Raw genomic sequence first — 22,321 nt, forward strand, 5'->3', positions numbered from 1 at the left:
CGGCGGCGGGCGAGGCCGGCGTCGATTTCGGCCGCTTCTGCGGGTGTCATGCGATCTTCGTAAGCTGGACGGGTCCGTAAGAGAGACATGTCCTTTCGGCGGCGAGCGGCGTGGGATTTGCGACGAACGCGCCGATTGGTCGACGAACGTCAGTGGACTTGCGGCGAGCGGTGGGCAAATTCCGAGTACGCTTACAAATGGAGGCGCGGACCGACTAAGGTGTCTGGCGCAAACTGTTAGGTTTCCATGCTTTCGGTAGTTGCGGTCGATGACGAGGCCCTGGCGTTAAGGCGCCTCGAGATCGCGATCTCGCAGATGGCTGACGCCGAGCTGATCGGCAAGGCGCGCAGCGGACGCGATGGGATGGAGCTTATCCGGCGGCTGAAGCCGGACGTCGTGCTGCTCGATATTCAGATGTCCGGCTTTGGCGGATTTGACCTGCTCGACAGTCTGGAGCCAGAAGAGCTGCCGCTAGTCATCTTCGTCACCGCCTTCGAAAGCTTCGCGGCCCGGGCGTTCGAGGTCAGCGCCGTCGACTATGTTCTCAAGCCGGTGGAGTTTGAACGCCTGAGCGCCGCCCTGGCGCGCGCGCGGCGTAACCTGCAACTGGCCAGCTCTGAGCAGCGGGCGCGCGAGCTTCGCGATGTCGTCGCCCATCTTCGCGGCCACAACGACGCCGGCGCTGAACGCGACGAAACCTTCGCACGTGAGTTCTGGGCGCAAAGGCGCGGGGATTTCGTGCGTGTGCCGGTCGAGCACCTCGACTGGATCGAGGCGGAGCGGGACTATGTTCGTCTTCACGCTCGCGGTCAGGCCTACATCCTGCGCGCCACCTTGGCGAACATGGCGTCGCGGCTAGACCCCGCCCTTTTCGTTCGCATCCGGCGCTCCGCGCTCATCCGAGCGGACCGCATAGAGGCCGTCCGCAAGCCCAACTATGGCGACTATCGGGTGGTGTTGACGTCAGGTCAGGAGCTGCGGGTCGGCAAGACCTATCTCAAGAGCGTGCGCGACCTGATCGCGACGACGGCGGCGCAACGCGGCTAAGGCCCCGCCCGCCAAAGGCCGCAAGACGCGGCGTTTTCGACGAAGAGTGAAGCTTGCGCGACGAACGCCGTTGGACCGGTGCTGTCTGGGCGCCCTCGATTGTCTAGCTTCGGCGGCCGCTCGACCTTCTCGGGCGCGATATCGACCGAGGATCTAAGTGCCCACCGAAACCCATGTGTCCATCGTGCGGGAAATGAGCCGTCGCTCACGTCGCTGGGGCATGCGTCGGCGCCTAATCTTCATCATCGCGGCGTCCGGCGTCTTCTGGCTCGGCCTGGTTCTGATGATGGATTGCGTGCGCCGCTAAGCGCAGGTCCCGCGGCCAGCCAGGCCACAAACATCGGACAAATCTTTCAGCCAACCGCAAAATGGCGGACGAGCGCCTGTCCATACGCCATTCGGGATGGCGGCCAGCAGATTGCGCTCAAATTCCAGCATCAAGCAATATTGCTCAAATAAATAGTCATAAACACCACAATACTTACGCTTAGAGAAGAACACCCATTCAAAATAATACATCTCCGTTTGAAGGCCTGTTAATTCTACCTATATAGCCTCGACAGTTCGACGCGCCTGAAAGCGCTCGAACTGGCTTGGGGAGAGCGAAATCGCCTCTCCATCGACGATGTAGGCTCTCGACTGGATGGAAATCGACATCAACCAGCCTCAAGGGGCCGGCTCATCATTCGACGATGAGCGCGCGGGGGGGCTGAAAGCGCCGGCGCGATCGAAGTCGTTGCCTCTGCGCGCCCTGCCCTCCCTAACGGCGTTGCAGGCGTTTGAGCGGACCGCGGCTCAGCTCAGCTTTCGCCGGGCGGCGCGTGATCTTGCGCTGTCCCCCTCCGCGATCAGCCACCAGATCCGCAATCTCGAGGATCATTTCGGTGTGCGGCTGTTCGCCCGCGACGGCCGGACCGTTCGCCTGACTCGCGAAGGCGCCCACTATCTGGACTCGGTGAAGCGCGGCCTTTCCTTGCTGGAGGAAGCCAGTCGCGGCCTGATGCACGAAGGACGCGGGGCGCGGCGAGAGCTACGGATCAGCGCCTTGCCGATCTTCATGTCGACCGTGCTGATCCCACGCCTCGCGGATTTCGAGCGGCGTCATCCCACCCTCGCCCTGCGCATCCAAGGGACCCACGACTATGCCGATTTCGAGCACGGCGAGGTGGACCTGGCGATCCGCCTGGGCCGGGAGCAGGCGTCCGGGCTGCGGCTGGAGCCGATTCTGGAGGTACGCAACCTGCCCGTCTGCGCGCCGAGCATGGGGCTGACGGGCCTGCTGTCACCCCTCGAAATCTCACGCCATGTGCTGATCCAGGTCACCCACCAACCGCAGGCCTGGCGGGACTGGTTCGCGGCGGCTGGCAGCCCGGAACTGCGCGGGGCCGATGAAATCTGGTTCGACAGCGTGTCCGCCGCCCTCGACGCCGCCGAGCATGGGATCGGGATCGCCTTGGCGCCCTGCCCGCTGATCCAGGCGCGGCGTGGCTTTGGTCAGACATTGACCCCCGTGGGTGAGCCCTCCGCCAATGCGGACATGCTGCATCTGGTCCTGCGCTCGCGGCATGCGGACAGCAAGTGGGCGGTCGCGTTCCGCAAATGGCTGATGGAGTCGATCGCGCAGACGACCCAATCTTCTGCTCCGGCGGCGGCTCAGTATTCCTGACCGGCGAACAGGATGCCGCCCACCGACCGCCGGCCGTCCAAGCGCTGCATCTGCACGATGATATCGATGACCTGCCGCGCGTAGGTCTGGACCACGTCCCATTCCACCGTCAGACCACCGAGTTGCGCCATCATGGCGATCTGGTCGATGGCGCCGCTGGGCGTGGCGGCATGTACGGTGGTGATCGAGCCGGGATGGCCGGTGTTGACCGCCCGGAGGAAGGTGAAGGCCTCTCCCCCTCGAAGCTCGCCCAACAGAATGCGATCAGGCCGCATACGCAGAGACGCTTGCAGCAGCGCCTCAGCATCGACCCGGGCCTCGCCCATCTCGCCGCGGACGGACACCAGACCGACGGAGTTCTCGTGATGCAGCTGGATTTCCGGCGCATCCTCGATGGCGATCAGCCGCTCGGTGGATGGCATCTCCTTTACCAGAGCGTTCAGCAGAGTCGTCTTGCCGGACGAGGTGCCGCCGGACAGGACGATAGTCTTGCGAAGGCGCACCGCCTCCCGAAGAAACGCCTCGACGTCGTTTTTCCTCAACATCGCAACCAGGACACGGTCAGCCTCCACGCTTCCCGCCTTGCGCCGCGCGAAGGCGCCAGCGGCGGCTAGGTCGCCTAGCGCGAGGTCGGAGATCGCGTGCTTCCGGATAGCCAGTACGAGCCCCTCGCGCGTGGCCGGCGGTGCGATCACCTGCACGCGCGAGCCGTCCGGCAGGCTGGCGGACACCAGCGGCTGTTCGCGACTCACCCCCTGGTTCGTGGCCCCGGCGATCTGCCGCGCCAGGCGGCCAAGCACCTGTTCGGTCACCGCCGGCGCCGCCTCGCGCGTCATGCCGCCGCCCCGGACCTCGAACCACACCTCGCCCGGTCGGTTGATCAGCAGGTCGGTGATGTCTGACCGACTGAGCCACGGGTGCAGCAGCGACAGGAAGCTGCTGAGATAAACGCCGCTCATCTGGCCGACGCGACGCCGGAGAAGTCCAGGTCGCGGGCCACGAACACCCGCACCGGCGCGCCCTGCAGAACCGTGATGGTCACCGGGATGTCGATCTGCTTTTGCAGGGCGATGCTGGCGATATTATTCGCCTGCTGCTGGGAGCCGATGACGATGGCCGTGCCGCCGTCGCGGTCGCCGCCCAGCGCCTGTAGCCCCGACGAGATCACCGACAGCACGATCGACGCCCCGAACCGGCGCAGGAAGTGAGAGTTGGTCTCCCCCTCTAGACCGCCGCGCCCCAGACTGTCAGCGCTGGGCGAGCCGATCTCCACCGAGACTCCGTCGGGCGTCAGCACCCGTGACCAGACCACGAACGCCCGCGTCTGGCCGACGGCGACGCCAGCGCGATATTGCCCGATCAACTTGGAGCCGCGCGGGATCAACACCGTCGATCCGTCGAAGCCGCGCACGTCGCGGCTGACCACGGCCCGGACAAACCCCGGCAAGTCGGAATTGATGCCCGTCTCCAACACGGCGGCGATCACCGCGCCCTGGGGAATGATGAGCCGGGTGTCGCGAAGCCGGGTCGCGCGGGCGGTCTCCACCCCCGTCGAACCGACGCGCTCGGAAAAGCGCTCGTCCGGCGAGGCCATGGAGGGTGCGGGCGTCGTTGCGACCGGCGCGCGGCCACCGGTCTGGGCCGCCATGGTGACGGCCTGCGGCGCCTCGCTGATATCGACCACCATGGCCGGGGCGCGCCAGCGGACGCTGGGATCCTCCCCCTCCACCATGGGCGAGAAGCTGGCGGGGTCGGGCGACAGCATCGTCGCCGGGGGTGGCGTGACGGCTTCTGGCGCCGGCGTGGGTTGTTCAGCCGCCGGCTCCGGCGTAGCGACGGCCGTCGGCGTGGCCTGGGCCCGGGCGGCGCGGCTCTGGCTGAGCGTCATAAACACCACGCCGCCGATCACGAGCGCGAAGCCTAGCCCGATCAGCGGCGCGGCTTTGCTGTCGGGACGGGCCACGGCCGCGCCCGGTACACCGTCGAGGGCGAAGACGGCGCTGGGTTCGGCGGCGGCCGATTTCATCTTGGATTTCAGCATCATGGCCGACCCTTCTTCGCCTGCGGGAGGACGCCGCCCGTGGCCGGCGGGCGATAGCCGCCATTGGCGATCCAGGTAACCTCCTCGCCCCGCCGCAGGGCGAAGCGCGGGGCCAGCTCGTCCACGACCAGAAAGCCGTCGCGGTGGGAGACGTTGGTCACCGCCTCTTGCTTGGCTTCGTCGATGGTGAAGATCGCCGGATATTCCGCCTGCGGGCCAAACTCGAAATAGGTCGCTTGGCCATCGTCGAAGACGCGGGTGGGAACGAGCAGCTTGGAGCCCGAATAGCTATAGGCGCTGTTGACCGCCTGGGGCGGTTGCGGCGCGGGCGGCGGCTCGACGAACACCGGCGCGGGGCTCGGCACGTCGAAGCGCAGGCCAAACACCACGTCGCGTCCCGCGGCCTTCGCCGTCCGCGCCGACAGGGCGAAGTTATAGCGCCTCAGGTTGGTGATGACGGACATGTTGGTCCGGGTGTTTGGGTCTAGCGGCTTGAGGAACAACAGATTGGCGCGCCGGTTGGGCGTCACCTGCCAGCCCAGACTGTCGCCGACGGCCACGTTTTCGATCCGCTCGTCAGCGGCGAACTCGATGGTCAGCTGATAGCCGAGGGTCGCCGACAGCTCGACCACCTCGTCGGGGTCATAGGCCACGGTGCGAATGCGCGGATCGACCATCCCCGGCGACGGCTTCACGGCGGCGAAGACCGGCGTGGACGAGACGAACAGTACGGCGAGGACAAGGGCGGGACGGATCATGATCTTGGACCTCTCGGTCGGACGGGAGCCATCGTGCGGCGCGGCGCCTCGCCAAGGCGCGCGGGCGGCGGCGCGCCTTCCCGCATCCGGACGGTGCCAGCCTCGGCCGGTCGGTGGACGTTGAAGGCGACACGCGAGGTCGCCGCCTGGGCCGCGGTGGCTGGCAGACGGCGCGCCAGCTCCTGAGCGCGATGCAGGCTCTCGACGGGGCGGGCAGGCACGGAGGCCTGACGCGGTCCATCTTGCCGGCCGATCCGCAGGCGCTTGATATCAAGACCGCTGGCGATCACGCTTCCCACGCCGAGCATTCCGATCTGGGCCAGGGCGAAGACGGCGACCACCGCATTGACGGCCCGACCGGTGTCAGGATCGAGCACCCCCTCCGCGCGCTGGTTCGTCAGGGTCAGCAACCATGGCTCAAGCACCACCAGTAGGATCGTGATGGTCAGCCAACAGGCCACGGGCGTGAAGGTCGCGGCGACCATGGCCTTCACCCAGCCGGTGAACAGACCGCGCGTGGCGTCGAACAGGAACATGGCGATGAATAGCGGGCCAAGCGCGCTGAGCACGCCCACGCTGACCGTCGCCAGACAGAGAATACCGACGGTGCTGAGGAACAGCAGCGACGCCGCCCGCCACAGACCATCCGCCGCCTGGGCCGCGCCGCCGCTAAGCGCCTGGGCGTTCGGGCCGGCCGCCTTGCCGAAGGCCGCGGCGCTGAGGGTGATCTCTTCATAGGCGTATTCAAGACCCTTGAGCGGATCGGCGGCCAGCCCCTCGCTGCTCAGGCCGCCGACCAGCCGGGCGATCTGAACCGGGGCGTTGAAACCGACGTCGAACACCAGGGTCTGGAACGTCGTCCAGCTGAGACTGACCGCCAGAATGGCGCCGATCTTCAGGCCGATCAGGGGCGCATCGCTAAGTCGCGCGCCGCCCACGCCGAACATCAGCCGAAAGCCAAGCACGGCCACATAGATGGTCAGCAGGCTGGTCAGGATCGTCGGATACAGCGAACCCGGCGCCGTCAGCGTCTCGAATCCCGCCTGGGAGAAGCCGCGGACGTTGCAGTCCACCCCGCCCAGCACCTCGCGCACGAGGCCGGAGCCGGAATAGGCGTCGGCGCAGGCGTTCACGGTCGCGCCTCCGGCCCGACGAAGGCCTCCATCCAGTCTTCCGGCCGGTCGCCCAATTCGGCGCGGAGGGCGTCCAACCGGCGGACCGACCGCTCCGTCCCCGCCAACACCTTCAGCAGACGCGGCATGCCGCCCAGGTCCAGCCGCGCCACCACGCTATGGTCGGCCTGCTTGACCAGGAAGCAGTGCGAGGTGTCGGGCAGCGAGCGGACCAGTTCGAACTCGTGCGCCGACAGGCCGAAACCCTCGATGTAGTCCGCCGCTCGCGCCTTTGGGTTGGGAAGGAAAATCTGGGTCGCCGCCTGTTCGACGATGGCGGCGGAGATGCGGCTTTCCAGGGCGTCGGACGCACTCTGGGTGCAGAAGCCGATCACGCCGTTGCGCTTGCGGATCGTCTTCTCCCAGTCCTTCAGCCGATGTTCGAAAACCGGGTCGTCCAGGGCTTTCCATCCCTCGTCGACCACGATGATCGCGGGCTCGCCGTCCAGCACCTGCTCGACCCGGTGGAACAGGTACATCATGGCCGGCGTCCGCACGGTCGGCGTATCCAAGATGCGGGTCATGTCGAAGCCGCAGGCGCCGGCCGCGAAATCCAGCTGGTCGTCGGCGTTGTCGAAGAGCCAGGCGTGCTCGCCGCCGCCACACCACGCGCCAAGCCGCGACGCCAAATCCCCCGCCACCGGACGCCGGACGCCGACGAACAGTTCGCGCAGATGACGCAGGCGGCGATGCTCCGGCGCCTGGGCGTAGTTGGCGTCCACCGCCTCGGCGATCAGGGCGCGATCCTCGGCGGTCAGGGCTTCGCCGCTGGAGCACAGAAGCTGCGCCAGCCACTCGGCCAGGAAGGCGCGGTTGGCTCCACTGTCCGGCAGTTGAAGCGGGTTGAGACCCGTCGGCTCGCCGGGGCGCAGGACGTCGTAGCGCCCTTCGATGGCGCGGATGAAAATCTCCGCCCCGCGATCCTTGTCGAAATAGACGATGCGGGGACGAAAGCGCTGCGCCTGGGCCAGCAGGAAGGTCAGCAGCACCGTCTTGCCCGAGCCGCTTGGACCCAGGACCGTAAAGTTTCCAAGGTCTCCGGCGTGGAAGTTGAAGTGATACGGTCCGCTGGCGGTGGTCTCCAGCACCGTGACCGCCGGTCCCCAGTGATTGCCCGTCGCCTGCCCCGTCGCGTGATTGTGGAAGGAGGCGAAGCTGGCGAAGTTGGCGCTGGAGATCAGGACCTTGCGCGCCACGTATTTCAGGTTGCCGGGAAACTGCGCCCAGAAGGATGGCTCCAGGTTCACGTCCTCGCGCACCGCCACGGCGCCGGTCTCGGCGAGAGCCGACTGAACCTCCGCCACCGCGAAATCCAGGGCGGCGAGATCTGGCGCCTTCACCAAGATGGACAGGTGGTGCTCGCCATAGGCGGCGCGACCGGCGCCGACCTCGTCCTTGGCCGCGGCCAGGTCGTCACGCAGACTGAAAGCCTCGTCATCCGCCGCTCGCAGCCGGCGCAGCGCCAGGCCCATGCGGTCCAGGGTCGCCTGCCGGTCCACGAAGGCGAAACTCTCGGTCAGGGTCATCTCGAACGGCAGGCGGGTAACCGCATCCAGCATCCCGGGGGTGCTGCGGGCCGGATAGTCCTTGAGCGTCACCACCGCGCCAAAGCGGGCGGACTGCCCCCCGCCGGCGCCGATCTCCATGGCGTCGAAGCCAAAGCTCAGGCGGCGATCGGCCAGGGCCGCGCCGATGTCGTCTCCGGGCTTGAGGAAGGGCCGAGTCTGGCCGTTCACCAGGGCCGCGAGAAAGGCGCAGGGCTCCGAATAGCGCGCGCCGTTCTTCTCGTAGGCGCTGAGCGCCCGCGCGCCATAGGGAGCCAGGGTGGCCAGGAAGGATTTTCGGATCGAATTCAGTTGCCGCAGCTCGTCCGCCAGCCCCTGGTCGGCGCTGCGCGAGGACGATCGGAAGATCTGGTCGATCAGCCCCGCCCGGCCCTGCAACGGCCGTCGCACCAAGGTCAGAAACAGGTCGTTGGAGTAGAGCCGCCGCTCGGCCAGGGTATCGCGCCAACTGGCGTCCAGGCTGGCGGAGAACGGATCCTCCGGCGCGGCGCCGAGATCAGCCTCGACCGGCCGCCGCAGGATGTGGTGATAGATCGCCAGACGAGAACTGGCGGCGCCACGAAACAGGGTCTCGCGCAGTTGCTTGCGGTAGTTCAGCTCGTCATCGTCCCGCGTCTCGAACGGAAAGCCGTCGAGCTGGATCACCTGCACCAGCAGACCGTCGCGGGTCTGGATCGTCAGGTCGTCCACGTGCCGCGCATAGGGCAGCCGGTCGCCGATCCTGGCCTCGCGCGGGGCCATGGCCTTGGCCAGGCTGTTGGTCACATATCCGATCACGGCTGGTAGGTGTTCGAGCCCCAGAAACGATAGTTCCGGACGCGGGGGCAGCGACTGGCGCGGGTGATCCAGAGGTCGAAGAACCGAGGCTCGTTGAGGCATCCCACATAGCCGATCAGATGGATCACCCCGGCCGCCGCCAGCGCCCAGAAGCTCTTGGTGATCAGGAAGGCCTCGATCGTCGCGATCAGGTTGAAGACAGCATAGCTGTAGGTGACGCCGCCGATCATCTGGGGGCGGGTCAGGGCCGCGAAGACAGGGTCGGAGGCGAGCCGGTTCAAGGCTCAGTGCGCCAGGCTGGCGGCGTCGCGCAGACCAGCGACGATGGCCCCTGCGCCGAACACGATGAAGGCGCCAAGCACCACGGTGACGCCGCGCCGCCAGTCGATGCGGCCGGTCAGCATCATGAAGCCCACCGCCGCCACGGCGATCACCGCCGCGGTGGTGGCGAGGTTGCCCAAAAGGGTGCCCTGCACCCACTGCAAGGCGCCCAGGATCGGGCCGGAGCCGGCGGGGTCGGTCTGTGCGTACGCGGGGCGCGCGGCGGCGAAGGCGGCCAGCGCCGCGAGAAGGGTTTGGCGTTTGCTCATGGGAGGGTCTCAGGCATCGGTGCGCCGCCGCCGGACTGGCGGGCGAGCCGGGTCAGGATGGCGGAAACGTAGGCGCGGGTTTCAGGATAGGGTGGCACGCCGCCGTGGCGATCCACGGCGGCGGGGCCAGCATTGTAGGCGGCCAGCGCCTTGGTCAGGTCGCCGTCGTAACGTTGCAACATGCGGCGCAGATAGAGGCCGCCGCCCGTGATGTTCTGGATAGGGTCGCTGGGATCAACGCCCAGCTCGCGCGCCGTCGCGGGCATCAGCTGCATCGTCCCACGCGCCCCCTTTGGCGAGACTGCGGACGGGTTGAAGCCGGACTCGCGCCAGGCCACGGCTTCAAGCAGGGCGGGGCTGAGACCAAGGGCATGAGAAGTCTGGCGGATGCGTTCGCGAACGGCGGACGGCGTGGCGGCATAGGTCCGGGTCACGGCCGGTCGCGCGACCACGATCGGCGCTCCCGGCCCGTCGACCGCCAGATAAACCGCCGGACCGGCCTGGATCGCCACCGCACCGTCGTCGCCGATGCTAAGCACCTGCGCACAGGCGGGCGTGGCGGCCGCTCCAAGGAGCGCCGCCGTCATCAAATCCGCCGTCAAGAAGGGACGACCGCCCCGCCTCCTGGGGAGTCGGCGGAGCGGTCTGACCGACGGCGATGAGGCCGCCGGCCGCCTTGGATCAACCACGGGAGGCAGGCGCTCCCGACTTCATGAAGCCTAGGTCGTGAGTGCTCTGGTTGAAGTTCGCCAGGTTCGGGAACACGGTCGCAAGGTTGCTTCCGTCCACGCCAAACCACCGCCCCAACGTCGCGCCATACTGGTCCACCGAGGTCGTGGGGATCATATGGCCGTCCGTCATGTTGGGGTTGCGGAAACTCTTACTCGCGTCGTCCAAACCGAGGGTCGGATACTGACCGAACATGTCGCCGCCGTTGACCGCGCCGCCCCAGATGAAATGGTGCCCGCCCCAAGCGTGGTCCGTACCCGAGCCGTTAGTGGCGAAGGTCCGCGAGAAGTCCGAGGCGGTGAACGCGGTTACATTGGCGCGCATATCGACGCCGTTGACGTTCTTCAGAGCGAGGTCGAGGTATTGCAGCGAGTGCGCCAGGCGAGCCAGGTTCTCGGGCTCAGCGCTGTTCTGGTTGTAGTGGGTATCGAACCCGCCCAATTGGACAAAGAACACCTGCCGCTTGATCCCCATGGCCTGCGCCCCGGCGATGATCCGCAACACGGTCTGGATTTGGGGCGTCAACGGATTGCCGGCCCCATAGGGATCGATGGGATTGGTATAGGCGGGCGGAGCCGCCACCGCCCTGACGCCGGCGTTGATATCGTTGGCCGCGCTCATCGAGCGTCCGACGACATCCGCATAAACCTGCGAGATGCTGGAAGTGCCGCCAGCACGAATGACGTTCTTGGCGGCGGTCGCCGCCGCTCTCGATCCAAAGAGCGTACTGTTGTCCCGGAGATCGAACTTGAGCGAAACACCTGGGCTGCCGCTGGTGCTGACGGCGTACTGGTTGATGTGCTCACCCGTCAAATAGACGGCGTTGCCCGCGGCCGAGATGGCCGTGAACACGGTTTTGCTGTTCATGCCACGAACCATATCGGCAAGGCGGCCGCCCCAACCCGACTGGGCTCCTTCGGTCGCGCCGGACTGCCAGCTGGATTGCTGGTCGTTGTGCGAGAATAGCTGCCGGGGAATTTCGACAGTTCGGCGCTCATACGCCTCACGGGTGGTGCCTTGGGTAATGAGCGTGCCCACGTTCGCCAGCACCGCAAGACGCGCCGGTTCCTGGACGCCGCCTTCCAGTGCGAGCGGCGGTTGGAACATCGGGATCAACGGCGACAGCATGGGATGAAGCGCGAAGGTTCGCAGCTCCTCGTTCGCGCTGCCAGGCACGAGTTGCGGGGTCGCGGGCGTGATCGGAAGCACTCCGCCCCAGCGCGCCGGCGTCGCGCGGCCGGCGCTCAAGTTCGGGGCGGTTCCCGCGGCTTTTAGCGCGATCGGCTGGTTGCCGGTGTTTCGAGCCTTGTTGTACCGCTCCCAGCTACCCGGGTCGGTCGCCAGGACCATGTTGTTGGAGTCCTGGCCACCGGCCAGGAAGATGCAGATCAGAGCCTTGTAGTCCCCTGCCGACTGCGCAGCAGCGGAGCCTGCGGCAGCCAGTTGCAGGGCGAACGGGGCGCCAGCTCCTAAGATTGAGAAGCCCGCGCTGAGGCGCATGAATTCACGGCGGCTGGTTTCTTTTGTCATTTTCGTATCCTCTCAGCGCTGGACGAGGTATTCGCCGGAAACCATAGAAAGGAAGACCGCCAGCTTCGCCCGCTTAAGCTTGGCGGCGTCGATGTTCGTCTCATTGGTGGCGGGGATCGCGATCGAGTTGACCGCGGCCAATATCTGCTGACGCAGGGCTGCGGACATCTGGCCGTAGAACAGAAGGCTGTTCACGCGATCCAGAAGGGCTTCCGGCGTAGCGGCCAGAGCGACTTCGTCGCGATACTGGCTGACCACGTCGCCCATGGACCAGGTCTTGGGGTTGTACCCAACCCCGGTATCGATCGTGGTTTTGATGAAGTTGAAGTAGCTGGCGGCCGTCAGCTCGCTGACGATCTGAAGCTCTGGAGCGACCAGCCCAGCCTCGCCAAGCGGCGTGTTGGGCGGCGAGTAGCCAGGACGCCAGAAGTTGAAGACCGAAGGCGCGGTGAGCGGCGCCTGCCCCAGCTGCAGCGGCAGGCTGGTGCCCATCATGATCCGGCTTTCGTCGCCCAGGCCGTCGCGGTGGATGATGAAGAAGCCGGTCTTGGAATAGGCCTTGAACGCCCTCATCCAGCTGGTCAGGCGCAGCAACGGCTCCCGCAGCTTGCCGAAGTTTTCATCCCGCTGGGCCGCTTCGAGGTCACGCGCCTCAGGATCGAGCAAGATAGCCTTGATGACGTCGCTCAGTTCGCCGCGCACGCCCTGCCCGTTGTCGTTGAATACCTTAGCCACCCTGGCAACATAGTCGGGGCTCGGGTTGCTGGTGACGAAGCGCTGGATCAGTTGGCGGCCGATGAACGGTCCGACGTTTGGATGCTGGAACAGCGTGTCCAGCGCGATGGCGAGATCGCGCGGCCCGTTTGACGTGGTCGAAGCCGGGATCGTAACGCCCAGGAACTTCTTTTCGGAGGTGGAGTGATGCTCGGGGTAGTACTTCAGCGGGTGCTCGTAACCGCCATTATTCCCTAGAGCGGAGAAGAACGAGCCGACAGCCCAACTCAACCCGCTGAAGACCTTGGCCAGACCCTCGACGTCGTCATGGCTGTAGGCGGGGATGGGCGCGCCGTTCCGCAGCTGCGGCGTGCCGTCCTCATTCAGCATGACCGTACCGATGGTCATGAGCTGCATGACCTCGCGGGCGTAGTTCTCGTCCGGATGGCGCCCCGTCGCCGGATCTTCCTTCTGGCTTTGGACGTGGGTCAGGTACATGCCCATGGCAGGGCTAAGCGTGACCTCTTCGAGCAAACGCCGGAAGTTGCCGAGCGCGTTGAACCCGAGCATGTCGTAGTACTGGGCGGTAGCCTTCCACGCGCCGAATTCCAGGACATCCGCAGTGCGGGAGACCACGAATATCTGCGAAAGCGCCGACTGCATGCGTTGGCGCAGCTGATCCTGGCCCTGGGCGACACGCGTGTAGAAGCTCTCCTGGAACGCTACGCGGGCCTCGGGGAAGAAGGGGTTCTTGTTACTGCTGGTACGCTCAAGAATGTAATTCTTGGTGGAGTACTGATCCGTCCTCGGCAGCTGGCCGAGCGAAATCTGGTCATCCAGCCAGGCCTCGATCCCCATTTCTTTGACGGTCGCGATATCCGCTTCCGTCGCCCCCCACGTCGCTTGCGTCAGGAAGCGTGCAGCTTCGTTGTCGGTGGGCGGCTCGGCCATCTTGCCGACGCCGGTCGACTTCAGCGCGCCGGATGCGGCGACGGCGGCGGTGAGGGCCACCGCGCCGGTCGCGACCAGGACCTTCGTACTTGTTTCCATGAGCGTGCAGCCTCCCAAAACTCGAGGCCGAAGGTGGCGAAAGCTTCGCCTTACAACAAACGACGGTTCTTGATCGCCGGTGAGGAGATTTCACCGATCTCGCGGGCGAATTCGACAGCTTGTGCGATGGATGCCGTTGACGAAGTCGATCGGCCTTTGCGTGCCTTGCGCCAGTTTTCGCACGTCCCGGTGGCGCTTTTACTTGGGGCCGACATCCAGCCCGGGGGAACAAGGCTTCACTCGAAGCTGTTTCCCTCTAAAGCTTGAGCGGCGGGAGGCTTCCTTGGTCAATCTGGTTCGTGAGGATGCGCCGCGTGCGGCGTGGTTGGCGCAGATTCTGGGAGGGGCGTTCGCCCTGATCGGGGCGATCCTCACCATCGGCGGCTTGTGGCTGCTGATCCTCGGCGGCTCTCCCTACTATGTTCTCGCTGGCCTTGGCCTGATGGCCTCCGGCGCTCTTCTCCTGCTCAAGCGGGTGACCGGCGTCTGGGTCTACGGGGCGCTCTTCGTGGCGACCTTGGTCTGGGCGTTGTGGGAGGTGGGCCTGCGCGGCTGGCCCCTGCTGCCACGGGTCATCGCTCCCGCCGTCCTGCTGGTCCTCGCCCTGGCATGCACGCCACTGCTGACGACCTCGCGCAGCGCCCGCCGCGCGGCCTTGGGCGGCTTCATAGGCTTTGTGGCCGTGATGGCGGTCGGGTTTCTAACTCTCTTCGTCGTTGATCGACCCGCCAGTCCGCAGGCCCTCCCCGACCCGCGATTCTCGATGACGGAGCCCTCCCTCCTGTCGGCGGGGGCCGACTGGCCGGCCTACGGCGGCACCTATGGCGCGCGGCGCTATTCGCCCCTGACCCAGATCAACGCCAAGAATGTCGGCAAGCTGGAACGCGCTTGGGTCGCCCATACCGGCGACCTGCCCAGCGAGGCGGCGAAAGGCAAGTACGGCGCGGAGACCACGCCGCTGAAGGTCGGAAACAGCCTCTATCTGTGCTCGGCCAAGAACATCATGATGTCTCTCGACCCAGCCACCGGCAAGGAGCGCTGGCGCTACGACCCCAAGGTCTTGGACGAGTCGATCCCCTATACCGCCGCCTGCCGAGGGGTGGCCTATTACGCTGTCCCCGGCGTCGATCCGGCGGCCCAATGCTCGACCCGCATTATCGAGGGGACCTTGGACGGACGCTTGATCGCCGTCGACGCCCGCACGGGCGTTCCCTGCCCCGGCTTTGGCCAGAACGGACAGGTGAGCATCAAGATCGGCATGACGCCGTCTGCGCCGGGCATGGTTTCGATCACCTCGGCTCCCACCATCGTGCGAGGCGTCGTCGTCACTGGCCACCAGGTTTTGGACGGCCAGATGCGCGCGGCGCCGTCCGGGGTGGTCCAGGGGTTTGACGCCGTGACCGGGACCTTGCGCTGGGCCTGGGACATGACCCGTCCGGACCTCACTGGCTATCCGCCCCCGGGCCAGACCTGGACCCCAGGCACGCCGAACATGTGGACCACCGCATCCGGCGATGAAGCTCTGGGCCTGGTCTATCTGCCCATGGGCAACTCAGCCGTCGACTACTGGAGCAGCATGCGGTCGGAGGCTGAAAAGCGCTATTCGACCTCGCTCGTGGCCCTGGATGTGACCACCGGCAAACCGACCTGGTCGTTCCAGACGGTGCATAATGACGTGTGGGACTATGACCTCGGCTCGCAGGCGACGCTGGTTGATTACCCCTCGCCCGCCGGCTCCATTCCAGCGCTGATCCTGCCCAGCAAGCAAGGCGACATCTACGTCCTGGACCGGCGCACCGGTAAGCCTCTGACACCTGTCGAGGAACGCCCTGCACCCCAGGGCGGCGTTGAACCGACCCAAAGGGCGCGCACCCAGCCGTTCTCGCTGTTCCACACCCTGCGCAAGCCCGACCTGACGGAAAAGTCGATGTGGGGCATGTCGCCCATCGACCAGATGGTCTGCCGGATCCAGTTCAAGCGCGCCAGCTACAAGGGCTTCTACACCCCGCCCACGGTCGATCAGCGCTGGATACAGTACCCGGGCTACAATGGCGGCTCCGACTGGGGCGGCGTGGCGATCGACCCGCAGCGCGGGGTCATCGTCGCCAACTACAACGACATGCCCAACTACAACCGGCTCGTTCCCCGGGCCGAAGCCGACCGAAAGGGCTGGGCTCCCCGCGGCGACGCTCGCGGCGGCGGCATGAAAGGGGGCGCGGAAGGCGCCGGCGATCCCCAAGCCGGAACGCCGTACGGCATCGACGTCAACGCCGGGTGGCGGCTGCCAGTCACCGGCCTGCTGTGCAAGGAGCCGCCCTATGGCGGCATCCGGGCCATCGACATGGCCACCGGCAAGACCCTGTGGGACCGCCCCTTTGGCACGGCTCGCAAAAACGGCCCCTTCGGCGTCGCCTCGCATATGCCGTTCGAGATCGGCACACCCAACAATGGCGGCGCCGTGGTCACCGCCGGGGGTCTGGTGTTCATCGCCGCTGCGACCGACGACCTGATCCGCGCCATCGATCTGAAGACCGGCAAGACCGTCTGGAAGGACGTGCTGCCGGCTGGCGGCCAGGCCACGCCCATGACCTATGAGGTCGGCGGGCGCCAGTATCTCGTCATCATGGCGGGCGGCCACCATTTCATGGAGACGCCAGTAGGCGATGCAGTGATCGCCTATGCGCTACCTGACGGTTCTTGAGGCCGGCTAGAGCCCGGCGCCGGACAGCGCGGCGGCTACCTCCGCGCGCGCCGCATCCATGTCCTGGCGGAACAGCGGGGAGGCATGTTCCGCGGCGAAGATCGCCATGCCGCCGATGATGCCCGCTTCGGCCGCGCTGTAGCTGTGCGCGCCGCAGATATATCGGCTCTCGGCGTACTCGCGACCGCGCGCCAGCAGTTCGGTTTTCCGCTGGGGGGCCAACTCGGCCAGGATCAGGCCGACGTGCATGCCATGGGCCGAGTGCCCCGACGGATAGTCTGGGTTACCGGCCAGGTGATCGCTCTTGGCCTCGCAGATCGGCAGGTCAGTGCCCAGATAGGGACGCTTCGTACCCCAATGCGTCTTCGCCACGCCGACCACCGAGCGGTCGTCGCCCGACCGGTCCAGCAGCGCCGTAAGGATGGGAGCCTGCTCAGGACGAATACGCACGCCAAGGGCGGCGGCGAAGTGATCGTACATGTGCCCATTGACGTCCGACGTCGCCAGGGCCCAGCGAGCGGTTCCCTGCAACGCCCGCGTATCGCGGAAGATGGCCGCGTCGGCCAACGCCTTGGGTGAGCCCGGGGCCGGCGGCTGCGCCATCACGACGGTCAGGTCCGGGCGTTCGGCGGGGGCGAGATAGCCGCGGACCGGCGCGCCCTTTTCAGCTTCGATCGCCAGACCGCGGCACTGGTCGGCGGCGCGAACGGTATTGCAGACCGCCGCCGCTCCGCCCGGCAGGCGCGCGAAATAGCCGCCGGCGAAGCGCGGGTCCGGCCGCATATAGTCGGTGGAGACATACTGCGCGCCGCTGCTGAACGCGGCGCTCCGGCGGCGCGGATCATTGGCGCGCGCTTCCCAGGTGTCTGCGTCGGCGCGCGTGCGGACCACAAAACCCGCCTTCACGGCGGCCTGGATGCGCGCCTGCTCGGCGATGGGATCGTTGAGGGTCAGGTAGGCCGCGGCGGGCGAGGCCTCATCCGTGTTGACGAACATGGCCCGGCCTTCGAGCGACCGGCGCGCACCACGATAGACCGCCACCTTCTCCGTGCTCTCATCAAGCGCGAAGAACACCTTGCCGCGGGCGGCGCCCAAGGTTGGCCAGCCACCGGCCAGCACCGCCTCGCGCAGGGTCGGCTTCTTGCCCTGAACTTGATCGGGCGTGATCAGCTCGGCCTCGGAAAAGACGCTGCGGATTTCGGCGTCCAGCGCATCAAACGCCTTGGCGTCATAGGTCGGCGCGATGACGCCGCCGGGCAGGTTCGGGCCGCCTTCCTTGGCGTTGATCAGGATCAGGATCGGTGCGTGGGTCGGGTTGGCCTTCGACCACGCGCGCACCTCGCCCAGGCAGGCGACGAAGGTCAGGCAGGTGGAGCGGAAATCCACATCCTGCATGTGCAGGACCTTGTAGCCCGGCTTGGCCATGATCGCTGCATTGGCGGGAGAAAGCAGCTCGCCTTGCCCCGTCGCGGTCTTCGGCTTGGCGTAGAGACCGCCCGCCGCATCCTGGGCGATGTCGATCTCCAGCTGGCGGGCGCCGTCGTTGAGTTGGTCCGTCAGCGGCCGGTGGCCGTAGTCGATGCCCAGGGCGCGCTGTCCAGCGGCCGCGACCATGACGGCGAGTTCCTGCGCGGGCAGAGACTGCTTGTAGCTGTTGTGCGTGCCTACGGCCGTCAGGTCATTGAGCTTCAACCCCTGCTCCATGCTCGCGCGGACGCAGGCGTCGTCGGACGACGGACAGGCGGCCGAAGCCACGGCGGCGGCGAACAACAGATGCAGCATTTTAAAGCCCTCCCAGAAGCCAGGACGGCTTAGCCACGCTTCACGACAGTTCGACGACGAACCTAGTTCACGCGGCGCTCTCGACCTTCCCAGTACGGCTCGCGCAATTGCCGGCGCAGAATCTTGCCGGCCGCGTTGCGCGGCAGGGCGTCTACGAAGTCCACGCTCTTGGGCGCCTTGAAGTGGGCGATGCGCGAGCGGGCGAAGGCGATGATGTCGTCGGCGTCGGGCGTGATCCCCGGCTTGGGCGCGACCACGGCTTTCACCGCCTCGCCCCACTTGGCGTCTGGCACGCCGATCACCGCCACCTCGGCCACATGCGGATGGCCATAGACGGCGCTTTCCACCTCCGCCGGATAGACGTTCTCCCCGCCGGTGATGATCATGTCCTTCACCCGGTCGTGGATGTAGAGATAGCCGTCCTCATCCATGTAGCCGGCGTCGCCCGTACGCAGCCAGCCGTCAGCGCCCATGGTCGCGGCGGTGGCTTCGGGCAACTTCCAATAGCCGTTCATGTTGGCGGCCGAGCGGGTCGCCACTTCCCCCACCGTTCCGCGCGGGACCTCGGCGCCGGTCTCGTCGACAACCTTGATCTCCACCCCCGGCATGGGCAGGCCGGCTGAGCGCATGCGCGGCGTGCCGGCGGGGTCATGGTCCTCCGGCGGCAGATAGACGATGGTGCCGCAGGTCTCGGTCATGCCGTACTGCTGAACGAAGCCGCAGCCGAACACCTCGATCGCCTCGCGCAACAGGTCCAACGGGATCGGGGCCGCGCCATAGAGCATGTACTTCAGGCGGCCGTAGTCGATCTCTCGTGCGCGAGGCTGGCGCACCACGATCTGCAAGGCCGCCGGAACCAGGAACAGCTTGGACACCCGGTCATGCTCGATGAAGTCCAGCACCTTGAAGGGGTCGAACTCGCGCGCCACTACGCTTGTCGCGCCGTTGAACAAGCCCACCATGCCCCAGCCGCTGCCGCCGATGTGAGCCACCGGCATCGCCACCAGGCTGACGTCGTCCGGCCCCCACTGGTTCCAGTCCATGGGATTGAGCGTCGCCTCGCGCCGCCCGCGCAGCAGGTTGCCGTGGCTCAGCATCGCGCCCTTGGGCCGGCCAGTGGTGCCGGACGTGTATAGCTGGATCGCCACGTCGCGTTCGCCGATGGCGACGGCCGGATCGGTCGTCGGCTGGGCGGCGCGCCAGCTTTCGAACGACGGCCAGTCCGCCTCTCCGCCTTCCATGGTCACCACCCCGACGCCAACCATCTGGCGCGCGATTTCATGGGCGACCGCCAGGCTCTCGGGCCCGACGAACAGCAGCTTGGCCTCGGCGTCTTCGACCACATAGGCGATCTCGAGCGTGGCGAGCCGCCAGCCGATCGGCACGGTCACCACGCCGGCCTTGGTCGCCCCGACCAGCAGTTCGAAGTACCAGTCGCTGTTCTTGCCGACATAGGCGATGCGGTCGCCCTTTTTCAGCCCCGCGGCGATCAGGCCGTTAGCGACCTGGCTGGTGTGCCGGTCGAAATCGCCGAAGGTGGTCGACCGCCCCTCGAACTTGAGGGCGACGGCGTCCGGCCGCGTTCGCCCGTGATAGCGGGCGACATCGCCCAGGGTCGGCATCTGGTCGAAGTCGATGGCGGTTTGATCGCCCATTTTGTTTCTCTCCCTGCGCTTTTGCTCGCCCTCTTACTGGGGCGTGGCGGGCTAGATCGTCGAGGAGCCCAGCACCGAGCCCCCGTCGCAATCGATGATGGCGCCGGTGATGTAGGCGGCGTTGTCGCTGCTCAGGAACAGAGCCACGTCGGCGATCTCGCGCTTCTCGCCATAGCGGCGCAGGGCGATGTTGTCCTTGATCCGCTTTTCGACCTCGGGCGTCGGCGCTAGGCGCGCCATGCCCTCGGTGTCGGCGATGGGCCCGGGCGAGATGGCGTTGACCCGCACGCCCATTGAGCCCCACTCCAGCGCCAGCACCTTTGTCAGCATGTTGATCCCGGCCTTGGCCGCGCAGACGTGGGCCTGCATCACGCTGGGCTTCACGGCCTGCGGCGCGGTGATGCTGATCAGCGACGCGCCCGGCTTGCGCAGGAACTCGAACGAGGCGCGCAGGACGTTGAAGGTGCCGATCAGGTCGATGTCGACCACGGTCTTGAAGCCGTTGGCCGACATGCCTAGCGCCGGAGCCACGAAATTGCCGGCCGCGCCAGACAGGACGATGTCGATCTCGCCGAACGCCTCGTGCGTCCCTTTCAGAGCCGCCTCGACCGCCGCGTAGTCTCGCACGTCGGCCGAGAAACCGACCGCCGTATGGCCCCTGCCCTTCAGCCCCGCGACCGCCGCGTCGACCTTGTCCTGGCTGCGGCTGATCACGGCGACGTTGGCGCCCTGCTCGGCAAACCGCTCGGCGATGGCCAGGTTGATGCCGCTGGTGCCGCCGGCGACGAAGGCGGTCTTGCCGGCCAGCAGGCCCGGCTTGAAGGCGTCGTTCATGTCGGTTCCTCACGCTTTGCCGGCATAGTGAGGTCGCATTCGACGCCGTGGCAATCGCCGAGCTAGTCGGCCTCCAGACTCGACGTGTCGAAGCCGTGGTACAGCGACAGGAACCGGAACGGGTTCTCCTGCCACGTCCGGTACATAACGTTGTTGATGTCTGACGTTACGTCAAAATACTGCAGTTGCGGTTCGGCGTGGGTGTGCAGGTGATGGCGGCCCAGCATCAACGCCACTTGGTCGATCCACCGCGTCAACACCGGGCGATCCAGCATCTGGCCGAGGTAGGCGGAGACAAAGCGGAAAAACAGGTCGGTGACCGGGGTCGGATAGGCCAGGACCAGATTGGCGGTCAGGCGCGCGCCGGCGTTGAAGCTGTTCTGGTTCTCGTTGAAGACCAGATCGGCGCCCTCGCAGCGCTCCAGCAGATCAGACACGCCACGCTGCAGCAGCAGATCGATATCGGAGATGAAAAGCGGCCGGCCAAGGCGACGCAGCAGGCCGCCCGCCTGAAGAAAGCGGATGGATTGGAAATGACCGACGGGCTTGCTCGCCATTCCCTTGGGCGGGGCGTCATAGACCTTCGTCGTGACACCTGCCTCGTCAAAAGCGTCGCCGGCGAAGATCAGGCGATCATCATGCACATCGACCGTCGTCGCGGACCGCCCCAGGTGCTCCGCTCCGCCGATCACATGCACCACCACCAGGAACGGCACGTCGCAGTGCTTTAGGATCGAGCGAACGTACCAACGGGCATAGAGCTCCACATAGGCTTGGTCGGCGGCCACGAGGAAGACCACCTTGGCGTCCAGCGTGTCGGCGCGCTTTGCGACGTCGTTCCATGTCATCGACTGGCCATTGGCGTCGGCATAGACCGTCTGCGGCTCCGGTGAAGGCGCCGGCGTGGGTCCAAGCACGGCGGGGAGGTCGATGGACTCCAGCAGCAGGCGGTAGTGGCGCTCCCACCCTGGCCAGCCGCTGTCTTCCGGTTCACTGACCTTATGCTGCTCCTGCGCGGCGAGCAGTTTCTCGAGTTCCGCGACAGCCTTGTCGTCAAGCCGCCCGCACAGCAGGCCGCTGGCGACGTCATGGATGTCTTTGAGCCGCACGAGCGGATGCTGGCTCGGCCGGTCCAGCAAGGCGACCCGAGATCTGTGTGCAAGGTCGCCGGCCTGATCGCCTCGCGCCTTGCAGACCTCGGCCATGGTCTCGTGGGCCGAGATGTCTTCCGGATCGAGCGCCAGCAGCGTCTGCGCATAGCGGCCCGCGCTTTCCAAATCCCCGACCGTCTGATTGCAGGTCATGGCGGTTCGCAAGACCAGCGGGTTGTTCGGCGTCAGATCCGCCAGGGCGGAGGCGTAGGGCGCCGCCTGGGCCACGTCCTTTGACCGCATATGCAGGTTGTATCGTTCGATCGCCGGCTGGGTCTGTTCGGCGACATCGCGGGCAAGCTCGGGGCCGTCGGGGTAGCGAACCCGCAGGTCAGCCAGAACCTTCAGCGCCTCCAGGGTCCTGCCCGCAGCGCTGTGGTTATGCATCAACGCGCGCAGGACATCCTCGCGGTCCGGCTGCGCCGCCAGCACATGCTCGAAGATCGTCGCTGCGTCACTCCACCGCCGCTCTTCCTGGAGACGTCGTGCGAGTTCCAGGATGGGGTCCGCGAGGTCCGTCATTCCGCGCCTGAAAAGCGGCTCGGATGCTGGGCGTGTC

At 66.5% G+C, this 22,321-nt stretch carries 19 protein-coding genes; 4 read left to right on the forward strand and 15 right to left on the reverse strand.

Going from position 1 to position 22,321, the window contains the following annotated elements:
• The first annotated feature begins 246 nt into the window (after window positions 1–246).
• Together O5K31_RS11830 and O5K31_RS11835 are read left to right on the forward strand one after the other, a co-directional pair.
• Window positions 247–1,047, forward strand: coding sequence for a LytR/AlgR family response regulator transcription factor (locus O5K31_RS11830; RefSeq protein WP_269713799.1), 801 nt, complete (start codon window positions 247–249; stop codon window positions 1,045–1,047).
• Window positions 1,048–1,204: 157 nt separating this feature from the next.
• Window positions 1,205–1,354: a hypothetical protein gene (locus O5K31_RS11835; RefSeq protein WP_269713800.1), complete on the forward strand. Its 150-nt coding sequence runs from the start codon at window positions 1,205–1,207 to the stop codon at window positions 1,352–1,354.
• On the opposite strand, the gene O5K31_RS11840 is transcribed toward O5K31_RS11835, so the two are convergent.
• Complete coding sequence (locus O5K31_RS11840; RefSeq protein WP_269713801.1) at window positions 1,351–1,566, reverse strand: hypothetical protein; 216 nt, start codon at window positions 1,564–1,566, stop codon at window positions 1,351–1,353. The two genes, O5K31_RS11835 and O5K31_RS11840, sit on opposite strands and share 4 nt — an antisense overlap.
• Window positions 1,567–1,690: 124 nt before the next feature.
• Between O5K31_RS11840 and O5K31_RS11845 the strand changes: the two genes are divergently transcribed.
• On the forward strand, window positions 1,691–2,713 hold the full coding sequence (locus O5K31_RS11845; RefSeq protein WP_269713802.1) for a LysR substrate-binding domain-containing protein: 1,023 nt from the start codon (window positions 1,691–1,693) through the stop codon (window positions 2,711–2,713).
• Here the strand turns inward: O5K31_RS11845 and virB11 are convergent.
• From virB11 to O5K31_RS11895, 10 genes are all read right to left on the reverse strand, one after another.
• Window positions 2,701–3,672: a P-type DNA transfer ATPase VirB11 gene (gene virB11, locus O5K31_RS11850; RefSeq protein ID WP_269713803.1), complete on the reverse strand. Its 972-nt coding sequence runs from the start codon at window positions 3,670–3,672 to the stop codon at window positions 2,701–2,703. The genes O5K31_RS11845 and virB11 overlap by 13 nt on opposite strands.
• Entirely contained in the window at window positions 3,669–4,757 is a 1,089-nt protein-coding gene (virB10, locus tag O5K31_RS11855) for a type IV secretion system protein VirB10 (RefSeq protein WP_269713804.1), read from the reverse strand. The genes virB11 and virB10 overlap by 4 nt, the downstream gene beginning before the upstream one ends.
• Window positions 4,754–5,512: a TrbG/VirB9 family P-type conjugative transfer protein gene (locus O5K31_RS11860; RefSeq protein WP_269713805.1), complete on the reverse strand. Its 759-nt coding sequence runs from the start codon at window positions 5,510–5,512 to the stop codon at window positions 4,754–4,756. The genes virB10 and O5K31_RS11860 overlap by 4 nt, the downstream gene beginning before the upstream one ends.
• Window positions 5,509–6,645, reverse strand: coding sequence for a type IV secretion system protein (locus O5K31_RS11865; protein ID WP_269713806.1), 1,137 nt, complete (start codon window positions 6,643–6,645; stop codon window positions 5,509–5,511). The genes O5K31_RS11860 and O5K31_RS11865 overlap by 4 nt, the downstream gene beginning before the upstream one ends.
• Entirely contained in the window at window positions 6,642–8,990 is a 2,349-nt protein-coding gene (locus O5K31_RS11870) for a VirB4 family type IV secretion/conjugal transfer ATPase (protein WP_442867783.1), read from the reverse strand. The genes O5K31_RS11865 and O5K31_RS11870 overlap by 4 nt, the downstream gene beginning before the upstream one ends.
• Window positions 8,991–9,022: 32 nt before the next feature.
• On the reverse strand, window positions 9,023–9,307 hold the full coding sequence (locus tag O5K31_RS11875) for a type IV secretion system protein VirB3 (protein ID WP_269713808.1): 285 nt from the start codon (window positions 9,305–9,307) through the stop codon (window positions 9,023–9,025).
• A gap of 3 nt (window positions 9,308–9,310) precedes the next feature.
• On the reverse strand, window positions 9,311–9,616 hold the full coding sequence (locus O5K31_RS11880; protein ID WP_269713809.1) for a TrbC/VirB2 family protein: 306 nt from the start codon (window positions 9,614–9,616) through the stop codon (window positions 9,311–9,313).
• Entirely contained in the window at window positions 9,613–10,203 is a 591-nt protein-coding gene (locus O5K31_RS11885) for a lytic transglycosylase domain-containing protein (protein WP_269713810.1), read from the reverse strand. Before O5K31_RS11885 ends, O5K31_RS11880 begins: the two co-directional genes overlap by 4 nt.
• Before the next feature lie 94 nt (window positions 10,204–10,297).
• Window positions 10,298–11,875: a DUF1501 domain-containing protein gene (locus O5K31_RS11890; RefSeq protein ID WP_269713811.1), complete on the reverse strand. Its 1,578-nt coding sequence runs from the start codon at window positions 11,873–11,875 to the stop codon at window positions 10,298–10,300.
• A 12-nt stretch (window positions 11,876–11,887) separates the two neighbouring features.
• On the reverse strand, window positions 11,888–13,639 hold the full coding sequence (locus O5K31_RS11895) for a DUF1800 domain-containing protein (protein ID WP_269713812.1): 1,752 nt from the start codon (window positions 13,637–13,639) through the stop codon (window positions 11,888–11,890).
• A gap of 283 nt (window positions 13,640–13,922) precedes the next feature.
• Here O5K31_RS11895 and O5K31_RS11900 point away from each other — a divergent pair, with 283 nt between their 5' ends.
• Window positions 13,923–16,340 (forward strand): membrane-bound PQQ-dependent dehydrogenase, glucose/quinate/shikimate family, encoded by a 2,418-nt coding sequence (locus tag O5K31_RS11900; RefSeq protein ID WP_269713813.1) that lies wholly within the window; start codon window positions 13,923–13,925, stop codon window positions 16,338–16,340.
• Window positions 16,341–16,346: 6 nt separating this feature from the next.
• On the opposite strand, the gene O5K31_RS11905 is transcribed toward O5K31_RS11900, so the two are convergent.
• The 4 genes from O5K31_RS11905 to O5K31_RS11920 form a co-directional block, all read right to left on the reverse strand.
• Window positions 16,347–18,122: a Ca2+-dependent phosphoinositide-specific phospholipase C gene (locus tag O5K31_RS11905; RefSeq protein ID WP_269713814.1), complete on the reverse strand. Its 1,776-nt coding sequence runs from the start codon at window positions 18,120–18,122 to the stop codon at window positions 16,347–16,349.
• Window positions 18,123–18,184: 62 nt separating this feature from the next.
• Entirely contained in the window at window positions 18,185–19,777 is a 1,593-nt protein-coding gene (locus O5K31_RS11910) for a fatty acid--CoA ligase (protein WP_269713815.1), read from the reverse strand.
• 51 nt (window positions 19,778–19,828) lie between these two features.
• Entirely contained in the window at window positions 19,829–20,611 is a 783-nt protein-coding gene (locus O5K31_RS11915) for an SDR family oxidoreductase (RefSeq protein ID WP_269713816.1), read from the reverse strand.
• A gap of 62 nt (window positions 20,612–20,673) precedes the next feature.
• Window positions 20,674–22,284, reverse strand: coding sequence for a tetratricopeptide repeat protein (locus O5K31_RS11920; protein ID WP_269713817.1), 1,611 nt, complete (start codon window positions 22,282–22,284; stop codon window positions 20,674–20,676).
• Window positions 22,285–22,321 lie beyond the last annotated feature (37 nt).

This window comes from Caulobacter sp. NIBR2454 (assembly GCF_027474405.1).
Taxonomy (GTDB): domain Bacteria; phylum Pseudomonadota; class Alphaproteobacteria; order Caulobacterales; family Caulobacteraceae; genus Caulobacter.